This window comes from Gordonia sp. NPDC057258, from assembly GCF_042668985.1.
Classification (GTDB): Bacteria; Actinomycetota; Actinomycetes; order Mycobacteriales; family Mycobacteriaceae; genus Gordonia; species Gordonia hongkongensis.
The window spans coordinates 104,095-119,455 of record NZ_JBHUXZ010000004.1; the positions used below are offsets into that span (position 1 = coordinate 104,095).

Consider the following 15,361-nt stretch of genomic DNA (forward strand, 5'->3'; position numbering starts at 1 on the left):
GGGTGACGGGCCGCCCTGCGCTGCCTGAGGTGTGAGGAGCGCAAGCGACGAGCCTCGAAGGCCCGGCGGCCGCGGCCCCTAGCCCAACGACCCGAGAGCCTTCAGCCGTTCGTGCGCCTGGGTCATGATGGACTGGATCAACTCGTCACAGCTGGGCAGGTCGTCGATCATGCCGACGACCTGGCCGGAGGCGAGCACGCCGGCGCGGGTGTCACCTTCGACGAGGCCGGCCTTGAGCAGCATGGGGGTGTTGCCCGCCATGATGACCTGCTGCCACGTGCGTTCGCCCGACTTCTTCATCGTGCGCCCGTCTTTGAGCATCGTCGTCCAGCGCATGCCGGTCATCTGCTTGAACTCGTTGGCATTGCGGGCCGCGGCGACGAGGGCCCGGGCCGGGCTCCCGCTCTCGAGCGCCTCTACCAGCGGGGTACGCAACACGCGGTGCGGCATGCCGTCGACCTTGACCGAGACAACGGTGTCGCCGAGACCGCGGGCGAGGTACGCCTGCTTGACGGAGTCGGGCACGGCACTGTCCGACGTCAGCAGGAACCGGGTGCCCATGGCCACACCCTGAGCCCCGTAGGCGAGTGCGGCGGCGAGCCCACGGCCGTCGAAGAACCCGCCCGCGGCGACCACCGGCATGTCGATCCCCTTGGCGGACAGCGCATCCAGCACCGACGGCAGCAGCAGGGTGGTGGCGACCGGTCCGGTGTGACCACCGCCCTCGCCGCCCTGGACGATCACTGCGTCGGCACCCCACGAGGCGACCTTGACGGCATGTTTGGCCGCACCGATCGACGGGATCACGACGATGCCGTTGTCCTTGAGCTTCGCGATCAGTTCGGGTTTCGGGGCCAGCGCGAAGGAGGCGACCTTGACGCCCTCTCGGATCAACAGGTCGATGCGTTCGGGGGCATCGGTCGCGTCGGCACGCATGTTCACACCGAATGGCTTGTCCGTCAACGATTTCGTCTTCGCGATGGCCGCCTCGAGTTCCGCGAACGTCATCGTGGCCGACGCCAGGATGCCCAGCCCGCCGGCGTTCGAGGTTGCCGAGGTCAGCGACGGTCCGGACACCCATCCCATGCCGGTCTGGACGATCGGGTACTCGATGCCGACGAGCTCGGTGAACGACGTCGACAGTCCGGCGGCGCGCGCGGGACTCGGTTGTGCGCTGGTGGGACTGCTCATCGGACTTCCTTGTTGCGGACGCCCTTCGGGTCGAGGACGTCCCGGATCAGACCGAGCTCCTCTGCCGTCGGCCGGCGCGTTTCGGGTGCGTCGGCAAGGCCTTCGACCTCGAAGCCGGTGTTCTCGGCGACCTCGTCGGCGCCGACCCCGGGATGCAGGGACAGGGCCCGCATGGTGTGGCCTGGTCCGCCGAAGTCGAAGACGCCGAGGTTGGTGACCACGCGATGGATGTTCAGGTCGTCGAAGGCCGGGTTCTCCGGATCGACCTTGTCGAAACCGACGCCCGACACGATGTCGACGGACTCGCCGAAGACGCGCGCGGTGTGGCGGGCCACCCAGTAGCTGGTGGGGTGGTTGATGGTGTTGCCGGGCGCGCCACGCACACCGAACATCTGGCGAGTGGGGTGCTGCAACGGACCGAACGCCGACAGGTTCTGGTTGCCGTGCCGGTCGATCTGGTTGGCGCCCATGACAACATGGCGCCGACCCGATGCCACGACGTCGAACACCTTGCGGAACGGCATCCACCCCTCGATCGGCCCGGTCTTCCCGATCGGCGGGGTGTCGGCGAGGATCAGCGCCTCGCCGTCGGTGATCAGCAGGTCGGGTTCGGTGGTGAGACGCGCGAGCCGGGCGCCGAGCAGGGGAGTGGGCGCCATGGGCGAGGCCATGATCTCGCCGGCGCCGGCGAAGATGTCGGCGCAGGAGATCACGCAGTACTCGGCGCGGGTGGGTTCATCCGTACCGGACGATTCACCGGGCGTGGTCGCGGTTTCGGCGGTGCTCACTGTCCGGTCTCCTTCTGCTCGTCCTGCCAGGCGGTCACTTCTCGCTGGTAGGTCTGTTCGTCGACCTGGAGGAATCGGCGCGAGAACGCGTCCCAGGTCTCGGGCTCCTTCGCCGACGCCACATAGAACTGCTGGAACTTCTCGTCGCGCCCGTAGTCACCGGCGAACGTGAAGTGCGCACCGTTGGGCGCGTGGACGACCCGGTCCACGGCCATGCGGTTGAGCAGAAGGCGCTGGTGCGGAACGGTTTTGACGAGCACCTCGGTGGAGACGATCTGATCGGCCTCGAGATAGCGTCGTTCGGCAGCCGCGCAGTAGAGGTCGTCGAAGTACGGGTCGACCCCGGTGTAGGCGGCATTGCCGTGGGCATCGGCCAGATCCAGGTGCACGAATGCGGCGTCGAGCTTCAGTGCCGGCATGGCCACCAGCGTCTGCGTCCGGCCGTCGGCGTCGGGATAGGGCGAGGTGACGGTCTTCAGCTCACCCTCCCAGAAGTTGAGGACGTCCGAGCCGAGGCCGGCACGAATGGGCAGGAACGGCACGCGTGCGGCGGCCGCTTCGAGGCCGCATTTCACCATGCCCTCGTCCATCTCGCGTACCTCGATCTCGCCGTTGGTGCGCGCCTTGGCGAACCACGGATCGTAGAACGGGGCCGAGTCGAGGGAGACGAAGCCGTAGTACGCGCGGCGCACCTTCCCTGCCGCGCAGAGCAATCCGAGGTCGGGGCCACCGTAGGTCACCACGGTGAGGTCCTTGACGTCGGAGCGGGCGAGCGCACGGACCAACGCCATCGGCTTGCGGCGCGAACCCCATCCGCCGATGCCGATGGTCATGCCGTCGCGTAGCTCGGCGATGACGTCGTCGAAAGTGCTTGTCTTGTCGGTGGGCATGTCAGGCACGTCCTCCATCCGAGGCGGAATTCGCGGCAAGTGGCTTGCCGGTCGACACGAACGCGTCGCGGTGCTCATCGGCGACGCCGGCCAGGTTCAACTCGAAGGTGTACCCCTGCTCGAGGCGGTAACTCGCCTTGACATCGACGGGGTCGATGTTGTTGATCGCCTCCTTCGCCGCGCGGATCACGCGAGTGTCTTTGGCGGCGATGGCCTCTGCGACCTCGAGTGCCGCGTCGAGCAGGTCCTCGCGGGGCACGACCCGGTAGACCGAACCGAAGTGCTCGAGTTGCTGGGCGGTGACGTTCTTGGCGGTGAAGTAGAGGGTGCGCATCATGTGCTGTGGCACGAGCCGCGCGAGATGGGTTGCGGCGCCGAGTGCTCCGCGGTCCACCTCGGGTAGTCCGAAGACGGCGTCGTCGGAGGCCACGATGACGTCGGCGTTCCCGACGAGGCCGATGCCGCCGCCCACGCAGAACCCGTTGACGGCGACGACGACGGGCACGGCGCAGTCGTAGACGGCGCTGAAGGCGGCGGCGCATCCGCGGTTGGCGCCGATCAGGGCGTCGAAGCCGTCGGTCGCCTGCATCTCCTTGATGTCGACGCCCGCGTTGAAGCCCCGACCCTCTGCGCGGAGCACCACCACGTGGGTGGAGGGGTCCCGGCCGGCGGCGGTGATGGCGTCGCCGAGTTCGAACCATGCGGCCGATGGCAGCGCGTTGACCGGCGGATAGTCGACGGTGATGGTCACGATCCCGGTATCGGAACGTGTCGTGGTGATCGGCACGCGGGCTCCTCTCATGGGGCGGTCCGGACAGTCCGAGGGGACTGCGGAAGCGCACCAAGCAAGTGCTTGGTTGTTTGGTAGGGTAGCACCCATGCAGACGCAGTCACAGGTCGAGCTGGGCCTGGTCGGGAAGGTCATCCTGGTCACGGGCGGGGCGCGCGGGGTGGGTGCCGGGATCACCCGCGTCCTGGGTTCGCTCGGCGCCCGTCCGGTGATCTGTGGTCGCAACGCCGACAATCTCGCCGACGACCTCCGCGATCTCGACTTCGTGTCCTGCGATGTCCGCGACGCGGATGCGGTCGTGGCGATGATGGACGACATCATCGGGCGGGCCGGACGCATCGACGGTGTCGTGAACAATGCCGGCGGCTCCCCGTTCGCGTTGGCCGCCGACGCGTCGGCCCGGTTCGCGAGCAAGATCGTCGACCTCAATCTGCTGGCCCCGCTGGCCGTGGCCCGCGCGGCCAACGCGGTGATGCAGACGCAGTCCGATGGTGGTGCCATCGTGAACATCTCGAGCGTGAGCGGCCACCGGCCGTCACCCGGCACCTCGGCCTACGGTGCGGCGAAGGCCGGACTCGACAACCTGATGAGCTCGCTCGCCGTCGAGTGGGCGCCGCGGGTTCGGGTGAACTCGGTCGTGGCCGGCCCGGTCGTCACCGAACAGTCCCACCTGCACTACGGGGACGACGCCGGTGTGGCAGCCGTCGGCGAGACCATCCCGATGGGGCGGATGGCCACGCCCGCCGATGTCGGCAACGCGGTCGCCTTTCTCTTGTCACCGCTTGCCGGTTACATCACCGGGTCGACGCTGACCGTCCACGGCGGTGGCGAGAAGCCGGCATTCCTCGACGCCGCCACGGCCGGTAACGCAGTCTGAGACCCGGTGTGCGGTTCGGGGCCGCAGACACTTCGGAAAGGAAGAACATCAGTGACCAGCAAGTTGAATGAGGGTCGTGTCGTCATCGTGACCGGTGCCGGCCAGGGCATCGGACGCGCCCACGCCCTCGCGTTCGCCGCCGACGGCGCGAAGGTCGTCGTCAACGACTACGCCGAGGACCCCGCGAGTGAGGTCGTCGACGAAATCGTCGCCGCCGGCGGGCAGGCAGTCGCGTCGGTGGGCGACGTCGCGGACTGGGATTCGGGTGCGGCCATGGTCGAGACCGCACTCTCCGCGTTCGGACGCCTCGACGTACTGGTCAACAACGCGGGTTTCGTGCGCGACCGGATGCTGGTCTCGCTGTCGGAGGACGAGTGGGATGCGGTCGTCCGCGTACATCTCAAAGGGCACTTCGTCGGTCTGCGGCACGCAGCCGCGCACTGGCGTGCCCAGGCGAAGGCCGGCGACGTTCCGCAGGCGCGCATCATCAACACGAGTTCCGGTGCGGGACTGTACGGTTCGGTGGGGCAGGGCAACTACGTCGCGGCGAAGGCCGGCATCGCGGCTCTGACGATCCAGGCGGCCGCGGAACTGGGGTCGTATGGTGTGACCGTGAACGCGATCGCTCCGGCCGCCCGTACCCAGATGACCATGGGTGCCGGTGAGGCGATGGCCGCTCAGATGGCGGCGCCCGCCGACGGTTCCTTCGACACGATGGATCCGGCGAACGTCTCGCCCCTCGTGGTCTGGCTGGGTTCGCCCGCGGCGGGCTCGGTGACCGGCCGGGTGTTCGAAGTCGAGGGCGGCAAGATCTCGATCACCGATGGATGGCAGCGAAGCATCGAGCGGGACAAGGGCTCTCGGTGGGAGGCCGGCGAGCTCGGCCCGGTGATCGAGGAGATCCTGGCCAAGGCGCCGGTGCCGATGCCCGTGTACGGCGCGCGATGACCTCGCCCCGAGATCCCTCGGCCGAGCGGATCGCCGCGGCGCGCGCTTATGTGGACGCCTTGGTGAGTCACGATCCGTCGTCGGTCGTCCTGCACCCGGACTGCACCCGCGTGGAGTTCGGTGTGCGGACCGGGCGCGACGGCGACCACATCGCCCGCAGCCTCGCGCGTGGCCCGCAATTCCGCCTCATCCACCGGATCTCGGACTTCACCGCCACGGTGGACGGGCACAGCGTCACCACGCGCTACATCGTCCACGTCCGACCCAAGACCCTTCGGCTGGGTGCCACCGTGTCCGAGACCTTCGTGGTCGACGAGGACAACCGGATCCGCGCGATCGTCGCCCACTTCGGCCTCCCGCGGCCCCAACGGACCTGACCGTCCGGCACGCCACCAACAGACGAACCCACCACCCCGAACGGCTGGTGGGTTCGTCGACTGTAGGTGGACCGTCAGGCGCTGGGCGCGCGGACGACCATCGGCACGCCGGGGAAGTACGCCGCCATCTCCGAACGGGACTTGCGTAGCGCTGCGGTGCCGTACCCCGACTTGCGGAACTGCGGGTGGATCCAGATGCGCAGGTCGATCTCGCCGTCCTTCAGTTCGCCGAACACGAAGCCGACCTTCGACTCGCCTTCGACGGCGACCAGCCAGACGGCTTCCTCGGCGTCGACCCGGGCGGTGGCGGCATCGATCTCGGCCGCGACATCGCCGGCGGGAGCGCCCGAACCGTCGCCGGCGGTGCCGATCTCGTTGGTGCGCGCCGAGAACAGTTCGGCGTCGGCGGACGGGTCGAACGGACGGAGATCAAGGGTGTCCCCACTGCTGGCCGGACGTTCGGCGAGCGTGAAGGTGAGGGCGCTGTTGAGGTTGTCGAGTTCGGCCTGGTTCTTGCGGCGGTCGTCCTTGGTGAGCTGGTCGAGCTTCATGTCGAGGATGGCCTCGGCGCCGAGCTTGGATTTGCCGAGCAGGTCGACGATCGCGGTGACGGCCTCGTCGTGATTCTCGGCGTCGACGATGGCATCGAGGACCTCGTGGCGGCGCTCGAGGGCGGTCAGCAGGGCGTCGGCGATGTCACGCCGGGTGGTGGCGAGGTCGAGATCAGTCATGACTCGATCCTAGGTCACCGGTGGTTCCCATGTGGGGGACATCCGGCGCGTGCGCAGGGGGTCGGACGACGTCTCGGAAATGCAAATCTAGAACAAGTTCTACCGTTGGGTCTGCCTGTTTTGGTGGAGATTCTTCCCTAGAGCTGTAACACGTCCTAGTCTGGTGGTCATGACGAACGAGGGTACGACGACAGCACCGGCCGACTTCGATCACCTGCGCGGGGGCACGCACATGGGCGACCTGATGGTCGCGGCGCTGCGGCGGCACGCCGACCGCACCGTGCTGTCTCTCGGCGACACCGAGATGACCGGCGGTGAGATGGCGGCGTCGATCAGCCGCTACATCCAGGCGTTCGAGGGGTTGGGTGCTGGTACGGGAACCGCGGTCGGCCTACTTGCGCTGAATCGGCCCGAGGTGCTGTTCGTGATCGGCGCCGGCCAGACGCAGGGATGGCGCCGCACCGCTCTGCATCCCCTGGGCTCACTCGACGACCACGCGTACGTGCTCTCGGACGCCGGCGTGTCGACTCTCATCATCGACCCGGTGCCCATGTTCGTCGAGCGGGCCGCGGCACTGCTCGAACGGGTTCCCGGTCTCAAGCAGGTGCTGACCCTCGGGCCGGTGCCGGAGCAACTCGCCGCCCACGCGCGGGACGTGATCGCCGAAGCCGACAACTTCGAGCCGAAGCCCCTTGTCGCCGCGCATCTCTCACCCGACCACGTCGTCTCCATCACCTACACCGGCGGCACCACCGGCAAGCCGAAGGGCGTCATCGGGACAGCCCGCGCGATGTCGACGATGACGCAGATCCAGCTCGCGGAATGGGAATGGCCCGAACACCCGCGGTTCCTGCTCTGCACGCCCCTCTCGCACGCGGGTGCCGCTTTCTTCGTCCCGACCCTCATGAAGGGCGGATCGATGGTGGTGCTGTCCAAGTTCGACCCGGCCGAGGTGCTGCGCACGATCGAGGAGCAGAAGATCACCGCGACGATGCTGGTGCCGTCGATGCTGTACGCACTGATGGACCACCCGGACTCGAAGACGCGCGACCTGTCCTCGCTGGAGACTGTGTACTACGGTGCGTCGCCGATCAATCCGGTCCGGCTCGCCGAGGCGATCGAGCGCTTCGGGCCGATCTTCGCGCAGTACTACGGCCAGTCCGAGGCGCCGATGGTCATCAGTTACCTGGCGAAGGGTGACCATCCGGGTCCCGGTGAGGACCAGCGTCGGCTGAGCAGCTGCGGACGGCCGTCGGCCTTCCTGCGTACCGCCCTGCTCGGGCCCGACGACAAGCCCGTCCCGCAGGGCGAACCCGGCGAGATCTGCGTCGCGGGACCACTTCTCGCCGGCGGGTACCTGGGCCTCCCCGAACAGACCGCGGACACCTTCCGCGACGGCTGGCTGCGCACCGGCGACGTGGCCCGCGAGGACGAGGACGGATTCTGGTTCATCGTCGACCGCACCAAGGACATGATCGTCACCGGTGGCTTCAATGTGTTCCCGCGCGAGGTCGAGGACGTCGTCGCCGAACACCCGGCAGTGGGTCAGGTCGGCGTGATCGGTGTCCCGGACGACAAGTGGGGCGAGGCGGTCACCGCGATCGTGGTGCTGCGCAACGATGCCGACGCCGACGACGCGGCGAAGGACCGGATCACCGCCGAGATCCAGCAGTCCGTGAAAGACCGCAAGGGTGCGGTGCAGTCACCCAAGCGGGTGATCTTCGCCGATGCCCTGCCACTGACCGCGCTCGGCAAGCCGGACAAGAAGGCGCTGCGGTCCCAGTACTGGGCCGACTCCGACCGCGGCGTCGGCTAGATCCCCTCTGCTCCCTGATCCGAAAGAACGACATAACCATTGCCCCCTGAGGTGCGAGGAGCGTTGGCGCTTCGCTCGCACCTCAGCTCAGGGAGCACAGGGGGAGCGCATTGCTCGCTCCTCAATTGACCCGCCCGGGCGGGTCACAGGTCGCAGCAGTCGCAACAATCGCAGCAGTCGCAGTCGTCGCAGACCGCGTCCTTGTACTTGTCGGTGAAGTGATTCCAGTGGTCGACGCAGCAGGCCTTGCCGAAGCACGAGACGCCGATGAACGGCAGAATCCGTTCGTGGAACGATCGATTCGGTTTGAAGGGTGGCGGGTACGGCCACTCGGTCGGATAGCCGAACGGCCGGTGCGGCGGCCACTGGGTGCGCGAGTCGGCGACCACCGAAGGGGCCTCCGCGTGCGGGTGCATGCGCTTGTGGATCGCGTGGCGCAGTCCGTCGAGCAACACCACTCGTAGGAGTCGGTCGTCGACGAGTTCGAGGTCGGCGTAGCGGGTCCGGATCGCGGAGGCGAGTCGCCGGCACTGCTCGAGCGCGGTCTCCGGCGACGTTCCGGTGGACCGGAGTGGGTTGTACCGTCCCTGCTCGGCGTCGGAGTCATAGTCGTCGACCGCGTCCAAGAGGTGCGCTATCCGGCCGAAATCGGCACCGATGTCGGAGAGCGCTGCCTCGTTGCGGGGTGCGTCGGCGAGTATCGCCGACGCGGAGAAGGCCTGTGCCGCAGCCACTGCCGACGCCCGGGTGAGGTCGTCGAGGACGACGCTCGTCGACTCGATCTCGGCTTGACGAGAGAGCGTCGTCATCATCCCGTCGACATCGAGACGTCGGGCGACCTCGGTGTCGGCCGCGGCATTCCGGCGCAGGTGGCTCCCGGCATAGTCGGCGAGCTTCGCGCGTACCGGCCGACGGGGCGCCAGCGCGTGTCGCTGCTCGTTGCCGACGTCGGCCGCCTTCGCGGCGGCGAGGGTGAGGGAGGCGGTCGCGGCGAGGCGGACACCCGGTTCGTCGGCGGACACGACTGTCGCCGTGCGCATTCCGCGTAGGGGACACCGACCGGCCTCGGTGGAGGCGCACTCCGACGTCGACTGGGCTGCGGTGAGGATCGACACCATCACCGCATCGGTGTTGACCGTCAACCTGCTCGACTGGCCGTGGTTGTCGCGCAGCGACAGACAGACCCCGCACAGGTGGGAGCGCCACTGGTCCATCAGGTCGTCGTCGAGTGCGTGCCGACATGGAGTGAGAACCCCGAACATTCGAGAATCAGACCACAGGCAGGGGGGCCTCGCCAGAGGATTCATTCGTTCGGTGCAGGCGGCCCGATGTGCTCGCCTCAGTCGCCGCCGACAACGCGGGCGCGGGCCGTGAGCGTGGTTCGGAGCCATTCCGGCTCGCAGACCACGAAGTCGTGGTCGAACATCGACGCCCACAACGCGCGCGTGGCGTGGCGACGGTCGGCGAACCGGAGTCCGAGCCGACATCGTCCTTCTGGTGAGCGGTCGAGATATGTTGCGGCGGCGATTGACTCGATCTGCTCGGCATCGTCGGCCGAGCAGTCGATCACCACGTCGACGGGTTCGAAGGAGCGTCGGAACGCGTCACGATGCCGCTCCCAGATCTCGCCGAGGTCGACGTCATCGGACCGGCGCGCGGGTTCGTCGAGGACGTCCACGTCGCTCATCCGGGAGACGCGGTACATGCGTTCCGCCGAGCCGGCGCCGTCGTGCGACGTGCTGCGCGGTGAGGTGGCGACGAGGTACCAGGTCTCGCCCGCCACGATGAGTCCGATCGGGTCGAGGACGTGCTCGCGCGGGGTGGGCGCACCCCGGCTCCGGTAGCTCACACGGATCCGTCGGCCCTCGAACACGGCGAGTTGTACGGCCTGGAGGCCGTCGAGGATCTCCGGGGTTCTGACGAAACCCTCCGGACGGACCAGGATCCGCTGCGCGGCGCGCACGGCATGACTCCGGTGCGCCTCGGGCAGGGCGGCGGTCACCTTGCGCATGGCGCTGGTGAACGCGGGGGAGTCGACCCGTCCGGTACCGGCGAGCAACGACGTGGCCTCGTCGACGGTCAGTCCGGTGAGATCGGTGCGATACCCCGGTAACAACGCGAAGCCGCCGTGCCGGCCGCGCTCGGCGTAGACCGGCACGCCGGACAGCGACAGCGCGTCGATGTCGCGGAGCACGGTTCGTTCGGAGACCCCGAGCTCGGCGGCCAACTCGGCGGCGGTCACCCGCTCGTGCCTCTTCAGCACCATCAGCAGGGCGATGAGACGTTCGGCGCGCACGAATGCGATTCTCTCCCGAATACATGACAGGAGATGTCGTGTATTGCGGATTCACTGGTGGCAGACCGACCAACGACAAGGAGAGGACGTCATCATGACCGCAACCACACCAGAGGCCGTGCCCGCCCCGGCCGCACCCGCCGACCCCCGTCCCGCATTCCGAGTGGCAACTGCTTGGATGACGGCACTGCTGACCGGGATCACCGACGATCAACTGGAAGCGCCCACTCCCTGCGAGGACTTAGACGTCCGGACACTCTCGGCGCACGTCGTGGCGACCGCCGAGCGTGCCCGGGCACTCGCCGACGGACTCGACGTCCGAACGATGCGGACGATCGCCGAGCAGCACGACGCTGCCACCTACTCCGCGCTGGTCGAGGCCGCCCTGGAGGGATGGGCCGATGATGCGTCGCTGACCCGCATGGTCCAGGTGCCGTGGGGTGAGGTACCCGGCGCGGGAGCGCTCTGGGGCTATGTCAGCGAGACCCTCGTGCACGGCTGGGACCTCGCCGTTGCCACCGGGCAACCCGCGGAAGCAGATCCCGCGACGGCCGAGGCGACGCTCGCGGTCGCGCAGCAGTTCATCCCGGCCGAGATCCGCACCGACCCGAACGTGCCGTTCGGCGTCGTCGTCGAACCCCGCCCCGGCGCCGGACCCACTGAGCGACTGGCCAACTGGACCGGCCGGGACTCCGCACGACTGGGTGGTCTAGCCGGCCGGCCGGTCGGCACTCCCGCGAGCCCGTTTACGTCCCGCTGATCAGATCCGATAAGCGGGACGGAAACGGCACCGCGGCAACGCGATCGGCGCTACCGGGCCGGCTCGCAGATGACCACCGGGATCGTTCGTTCCGTCCAGGCGGCGTAGGTGTCGTAGTCCGCGTAGGTGTCGACGAGATCAGGCCAGAGCTCGGCACGCTCGGCATCGGTGGCGGTGCGCGCCACGAGGTCGTGCTTCTCCTTGCCGATCTGGATGGTGACCTGCGGGTTGTCCCGGAGATTGAGGTACCAGGCGGGGTTCTTCGCCGAGCCGCCCTGGGAGGCGACCACGACGAAGGAGTCCCCGCGCCGCAGGTAGATCAGCGGCGCGGTGCGCGGCTGTCCCGACTTGCGGCCGATGGTGGTCAGCAAGCACACCGGCGCGGGCTTGCGTAGACCCGCGCCGACCCGCCAAGTGCCCCCGACGCGACCACCGGTGGCCTTGTACAGCGCGGTGTTCGCCTTCGACCCCAGTTTGATGATCTTGCTGACGATCGGCGAATCCAGTTGCGCGGGCTTGTTGTTCGGGTCGAGTGCGGGCATCAGATGCGCTCGATGATGGTGCCGGTGGCCATGGCGCCGCCGGCGCACATCGTGACCAGCGCGGTCTGACCGTCCCGACGCTCCAGTTCGTGCAGCGCGGTGGTGATCAGGCGAGAGCCGGTGCTGCCCACGGGGTGTCCCAGGGCGATGGCACCGCCGTTCACGTTGACCTTGTCCAGGTCGGCGCCGTGGACCTGGGCCCAGCTGAGTACCACGGACGCGAACGCCTCGTTGATCTCGACGATGTCGATGTCGGACAACGACATTCCCGACTTGGCCAGGACGCGCTCGGTCGCCTGGACCGGACCGTCGAGGTGGAAGGACGGCTCCGCGCCGACGAGCGCCTGCGCCTTGATGCGTGCGCGCGGTGTCAGGCCCAGCTCGCGTGCCCGGGACTCGTCCATGATGAGCACGGCGGCCGCGCCGTCGGAGATCTGTGACGACGTTCCAGCGGTGTGGATACCGCCCTCGAGAACGGGTTTGAGCGCGGACAGGGATTCGAGCGTGGTGTCGCGCAGACCCTGGTCACGGCTGACGTCGAGGATGTTCCCGGTCAGTTCGCCTTCTTTGGTGCGCTCGGGCGCCTTGAGGCTCAGGACCTCGCGGTCGAATCGACCCTCGTCCCATGCCTTACGGGCGTTGCGTTGACTGCGCTCGCCGAGCGCGTCGATGTCGGCGCGCGTGATACCGCGGCGTTTGGCGATCCGTTCGGCGGCCTCGAACTGGTTCGGCATGTCGACGTCCCACGAATCCGCGTGATACGGACCGGCATTGGTGCCGACGTTCGCGCCGAGCGGAACGACCGACATCGTCTCCACTCCGCAGGCGACGCCGATGTCGATCGCGTCGGAGGCGATGAGCCCGGCGATCAGATGGTTGGCCTGCTGCGCCGAACCGCACTGCGCGTCGATGGTGGTGGCTCCGGTCGCCTCCGGCAGACCCGCGGACAGCCAGGCCTTGCGCGTGATGTTGCCGGCCTGGGCGCCTGCCTGGGTCACGCAGCCGCCGATCGCCTGCTCGACGAGGGCGGGGTCGAGGCCCGCTTTCTCGAGGAGGCCGCGTTGGGTGATGCCGAGCAACTCCTCGGCGTGCAGGCCCGAGAGCCAACCGTTGCGCTTGCCGATCGGCGTGCGCGCCGCTTCTACGATGACGGGAACGCCCATCGCCACTCCTTCGTTCGTACCGGTGAACCCGGATGTCCACGGATGAGGCCCGACGGTCCGTCGAGGCCGCTGTGATCACGCTAGAACACGTTCTATGTTTGCGTCTACGCTGGGGTGGATGATGCGGGCAGGGCAGCCCACTCGACGGGTGTTCGACGCCATGCGTCGACGCTGCACGGCGACGAACGCGAATGAATCTGTGAGGGAAGATCGCAGGTCGGGATACCGGGTCGGGAACAAAACTAGAACAAGTTCTCGTCTGAGAGTGTCGTATGCGTCACAGTGTGCTTCAATGTGATTGAAACAGGTTCTAAATCTCACAGCGAGGTGGTGTGACGTGACCCAGGCCCAGAGCGCCCCGATCGGCAGCGAGCCGACCCCGGCGGATTCTGCGCGCACGAGCCCTTCCGACGTAGTCGCGAAGTGCCCGTTCATGGAGCAGGAGGGGTGGGACTTCACCAACCCCGATCTGCTCGAGCAGGGAATCCCCGTGAAGGAGTTCGCGCAACTGCGCAAGACCGCGCCGGTCTGGTGGAATGCCCAGGCGCCCGGCAAGGGCGGTGGTTTCCACGACGGCGGGTACTGGGTGATCTCCAAGCACGCCCATGTCCGCGAGATCTCCAAGAACAACGAGGACTGGGAAACCAACGCCAACGGCGTCATCATGCGTTTCGAAGACGACATGACCGCCGATCAGATCGAGATCACCAAGGCGTTGCTGATCAACCACGATCCGCCGGAGCACACCCGCCTGCGCAAGCTGGTCTCCAAGTTGTTCACGCCGCGCGCCGTGCATTCACTCGAGGAGAAGCTCGACGACGCCGCCCGCGACATCGTCGCCAAGGCCGCGGAGAAGGGCAGCGGTGACTTCGTCAAAGACGTGGCCGTCGACCTGCCGCTGCTGGCCATCGCCGACCTCCTCGGCGTGCCGGAGGTGGATCGGGAGAAGCTGTTCGACTGGTCGAACTCGATGATGAACGCCGACGACCCGGATTACACGACGGATCCGCAGCAGGCCAACGCCGAGATCCTCGGCTACGGCTACACGATGGCCGAGGAGAAGCGTAAGAATCCCGGCGAGGACATCGTCACCACGCTGGTGAACGCCGACATCGACGGGCAGTCGCTCGACGAGACCGAGTTCGGGTTCTTCTTCATCCTGCTGACCGTCGCCGGCAACGAGACCACCCGCAACGCCATCAGCCACGGGATGAATGCCTTCCTGGACAACCCCGATCAGTGGGAACTGTTCAAGAAGGAGCGCCCGGCGACCGCGGTCGACGAGATCGTGCGGTGGGCGACCCCGGTCAACTGCTTCCAGCGGACGGCCAAGCGCGACACGCAGATCGGCGGCGTCGACATCGCCAAGGGTGAGCGCGTCGGCATGTTCTACGGTTCGGCGAACTACGACGAGGACGTTTTCGACGATCCGTTCTCGTTCAACATCATGCGCGATCCCAACCCGCACGTCGGGTTCGGCGGCAACGGTGCGCACTTCTGCGTCGGTGCGAACCTCGCGCGGATGGAGATCAACCTGATGTTCAACGCGCTCGCCGACATGGTGCCCGACATCACCAAACTCGACGCACCGCGCCGTCTGCGCCACGGCTGGATCAACGGCGTCAAGGAACTCCGCGTCGACTACGGCACCAAGTGACCGCAGCAGAGCAGACACCGGCCTACCTCGGCATCGACCGGGAGAACCATCCCGCAGTCGTGGCGGGGCGTCGTTCGCGTGAGTTCGTGGAATCCAGGGACAAACAGGCCTGGATCGACAACTTCGCGGCAGACGCCACGGTCGAGGACCCGGTCGGCCCGTCGATGTTCGACCCGGACGGCGTCGGATTCCGCGGGCACGAGCAGATCTCGGAGTTCTGGGACAAATCGATCGGGACGACCGAGAGCATCGAGTTCCGCTTCGACGAGGAGATCATCTGCGGGAACGAGGTAGCCTACATCGGCAGCATCGTCACCCACATCGCCGGCCATGTCTCCGAGGCGCGCGGGGTGTTCACCTATCGCGCCGACGCCGACGGCAAGCTGTCGGCACTGCGCGCCTTCTGGGAAGTCGAGAAGACGATCAACTCGGTGCGCAAGGCCGGATAGTCGCAACACGAGCCGCCACGGGCGGGACAGGGTGCTCACCCTGTCCCGCCCGCGGTCGTTTGTGGGCCGGGTTCTCCCATCCGTCG

Annotated in this window: 16 protein-coding genes; 7 read left to right on the forward strand and 9 right to left on the reverse strand. The window is 67.6% G+C overall.

Annotated features, from left to right (window positions below):
* Positions 1–78 precede the first annotated feature (78 nt).
* The 4 genes from ACFUEJ_RS04905 to echA20 are packed head-to-tail and all read right to left on the reverse strand — an operon-like array spanning position 79 to position 3,656.
* Positions 79–1,191, reverse strand: a complete 1,113-nt coding sequence (locus tag ACFUEJ_RS04905) for a nitronate monooxygenase family protein (RefSeq protein ID WP_205333804.1) — start codon at positions 1,189–1,191, stop codon at positions 79–81.
* On the reverse strand, positions 1,188–1,979 hold the full coding sequence (locus ACFUEJ_RS04910) for a CoA-transferase subunit beta (protein WP_078113609.1): 792 nt from the start codon (positions 1,977–1,979) through the stop codon (positions 1,188–1,190). The genes ACFUEJ_RS04905 and ACFUEJ_RS04910 overlap by 4 nt, the downstream gene beginning before the upstream one ends.
* Positions 1,976–2,869, reverse strand: coding sequence for a CoA transferase subunit A (locus ACFUEJ_RS04915; RefSeq protein ID WP_137810459.1), 894 nt, complete (start codon positions 2,867–2,869; stop codon positions 1,976–1,978). The genes ACFUEJ_RS04910 and ACFUEJ_RS04915 overlap by 4 nt, the downstream gene beginning before the upstream one ends.
* A 1-nt stretch (position 2,870) precedes the next feature.
* Positions 2,871–3,656 (reverse strand): (7aS)-7a-methyl-1,5-dioxo-2,3,5,6,7,7a-hexahydro-1H-indene-carboxyl-CoA hydrolase, encoded by a 786-nt coding sequence (gene echA20, locus ACFUEJ_RS04920; RefSeq protein ID WP_388027873.1) that lies wholly within the window; start codon positions 3,654–3,656, stop codon positions 2,871–2,873.
* A gap of 91 nt (positions 3,657–3,747) precedes the next feature.
* Here echA20 and ACFUEJ_RS04925 point away from each other — a divergent pair, with 91 nt between their 5' ends.
* The 3 genes from ACFUEJ_RS04925 to ACFUEJ_RS04935 are packed head-to-tail and all read left to right on the forward strand — an operon-like array spanning position 3,748 to position 5,861.
* Positions 3,748–4,536 carry an SDR family oxidoreductase gene (locus ACFUEJ_RS04925; RefSeq protein ID WP_137810457.1) on the forward strand — a complete coding sequence of 263 codons (789 nt, stop codon included), beginning with the start codon at positions 3,748–3,750 and terminating at the stop codon, positions 4,534–4,536.
* A 51-nt stretch (positions 4,537–4,587) separates the two neighbouring features.
* A complete protein-coding gene (locus ACFUEJ_RS04930) occupies positions 4,588–5,484 on the forward strand; it encodes an SDR family oxidoreductase (RefSeq protein WP_065629769.1) in 897 nt (298 codons plus the stop codon).
* The gene (locus ACFUEJ_RS04935; protein ID WP_065629768.1) at positions 5,481–5,861 is read left to right on the forward strand and encodes a hypothetical protein; all 381 of its coding nucleotides are present in this window, start codon (positions 5,481–5,483) and stop codon (positions 5,859–5,861) included. Before ACFUEJ_RS04930 ends, ACFUEJ_RS04935 begins: the two co-directional genes overlap by 4 nt.
* Before the next feature lie 74 nt (positions 5,862–5,935).
* Here the strand turns inward: ACFUEJ_RS04935 and ACFUEJ_RS04940 are convergent, their stop codons facing one another.
* Positions 5,936–6,592: a GNAT family N-acetyltransferase gene (locus ACFUEJ_RS04940; RefSeq protein WP_065629767.1), complete on the reverse strand. Its 657-nt coding sequence runs from the start codon at positions 6,590–6,592 to the stop codon at positions 5,936–5,938.
* Positions 6,593–6,761: 169 nt separating this feature from the next.
* Here ACFUEJ_RS04940 and fadD8 point away from each other — a divergent pair, with 169 nt between their 5' ends.
* Positions 6,762–8,408: a fatty-acid--CoA ligase FadD8 gene (gene fadD8, locus ACFUEJ_RS04945; protein ID WP_058253926.1), complete on the forward strand. Its 1,647-nt coding sequence runs from the start codon at positions 6,762–6,764 to the stop codon at positions 8,406–8,408.
* A 143-nt stretch (positions 8,409–8,551) separates the two neighbouring features.
* Here fadD8 and ACFUEJ_RS04950 read toward each other — a convergent pair whose 3' ends face one another.
* Together ACFUEJ_RS04950 and ACFUEJ_RS04955 are read right to left on the reverse strand one after the other, a co-directional pair.
* The gene (locus ACFUEJ_RS04950; protein WP_388027879.1) at positions 8,552–9,670 is read right to left on the reverse strand and encodes a DUF5685 family protein; all 1,119 of its coding nucleotides are present in this window, start codon (positions 9,668–9,670) and stop codon (positions 8,552–8,554) included.
* A 77-nt stretch (positions 9,671–9,747) separates the two neighbouring features.
* Positions 9,748–10,704 carry a YafY family protein gene (locus ACFUEJ_RS04955; protein ID WP_065629764.1) on the reverse strand — a complete coding sequence of 319 codons (957 nt, stop codon included), beginning with the start codon at positions 10,702–10,704 and terminating at the stop codon, positions 9,748–9,750.
* Between the two features lie 94 nt (positions 10,705–10,798).
* On the opposite strand from ACFUEJ_RS04955, the gene ACFUEJ_RS04960 reads away from it, so the two are divergent.
* Positions 10,799–11,464 carry a TIGR03086 family metal-binding protein gene (locus ACFUEJ_RS04960; RefSeq protein WP_068970422.1) on the forward strand — a complete coding sequence of 222 codons (666 nt, stop codon included), beginning with the start codon at positions 10,799–10,801 and terminating at the stop codon, positions 11,462–11,464.
* A 50-nt stretch (positions 11,465–11,514) separates the two neighbouring features.
* On the opposite strand, the gene ACFUEJ_RS04965 is transcribed toward ACFUEJ_RS04960, so the two are convergent.
* Positions 11,515–12,006: a nitroreductase family deazaflavin-dependent oxidoreductase gene (locus ACFUEJ_RS04965; RefSeq protein WP_058253570.1), complete on the reverse strand. Its 492-nt coding sequence runs from the start codon at positions 12,004–12,006 to the stop codon at positions 11,515–11,517.
* Positions 12,006–13,169, reverse strand: coding sequence for a steroid 3-ketoacyl-CoA thiolase (locus ACFUEJ_RS04970; protein ID WP_078113652.1), 1,164 nt, complete (start codon positions 13,167–13,169; stop codon positions 12,006–12,008). The genes ACFUEJ_RS04965 and ACFUEJ_RS04970 overlap by 1 nt, the downstream gene beginning before the upstream one ends.
* Before the next feature lie 337 nt (positions 13,170–13,506).
* Here ACFUEJ_RS04970 and ACFUEJ_RS04975 point away from each other — a divergent pair, with 337 nt between their 5' ends.
* Together ACFUEJ_RS04975 and ACFUEJ_RS04980 are read left to right on the forward strand one after the other, a co-directional pair.
* On the forward strand, positions 13,507–14,826 hold the full coding sequence (locus ACFUEJ_RS04975; protein WP_058253568.1) for a cytochrome P450: 1,320 nt from the start codon (positions 13,507–13,509) through the stop codon (positions 14,824–14,826).
* Positions 14,823–15,275: a nuclear transport factor 2 family protein gene (locus tag ACFUEJ_RS04980; RefSeq protein WP_065629762.1), complete on the forward strand. Its 453-nt coding sequence runs from the start codon at positions 14,823–14,825 to the stop codon at positions 15,273–15,275. The genes ACFUEJ_RS04975 and ACFUEJ_RS04980 overlap by 4 nt, the downstream gene beginning before the upstream one ends.
* Positions 15,276–15,361: the final 86 nt, after the last annotated feature.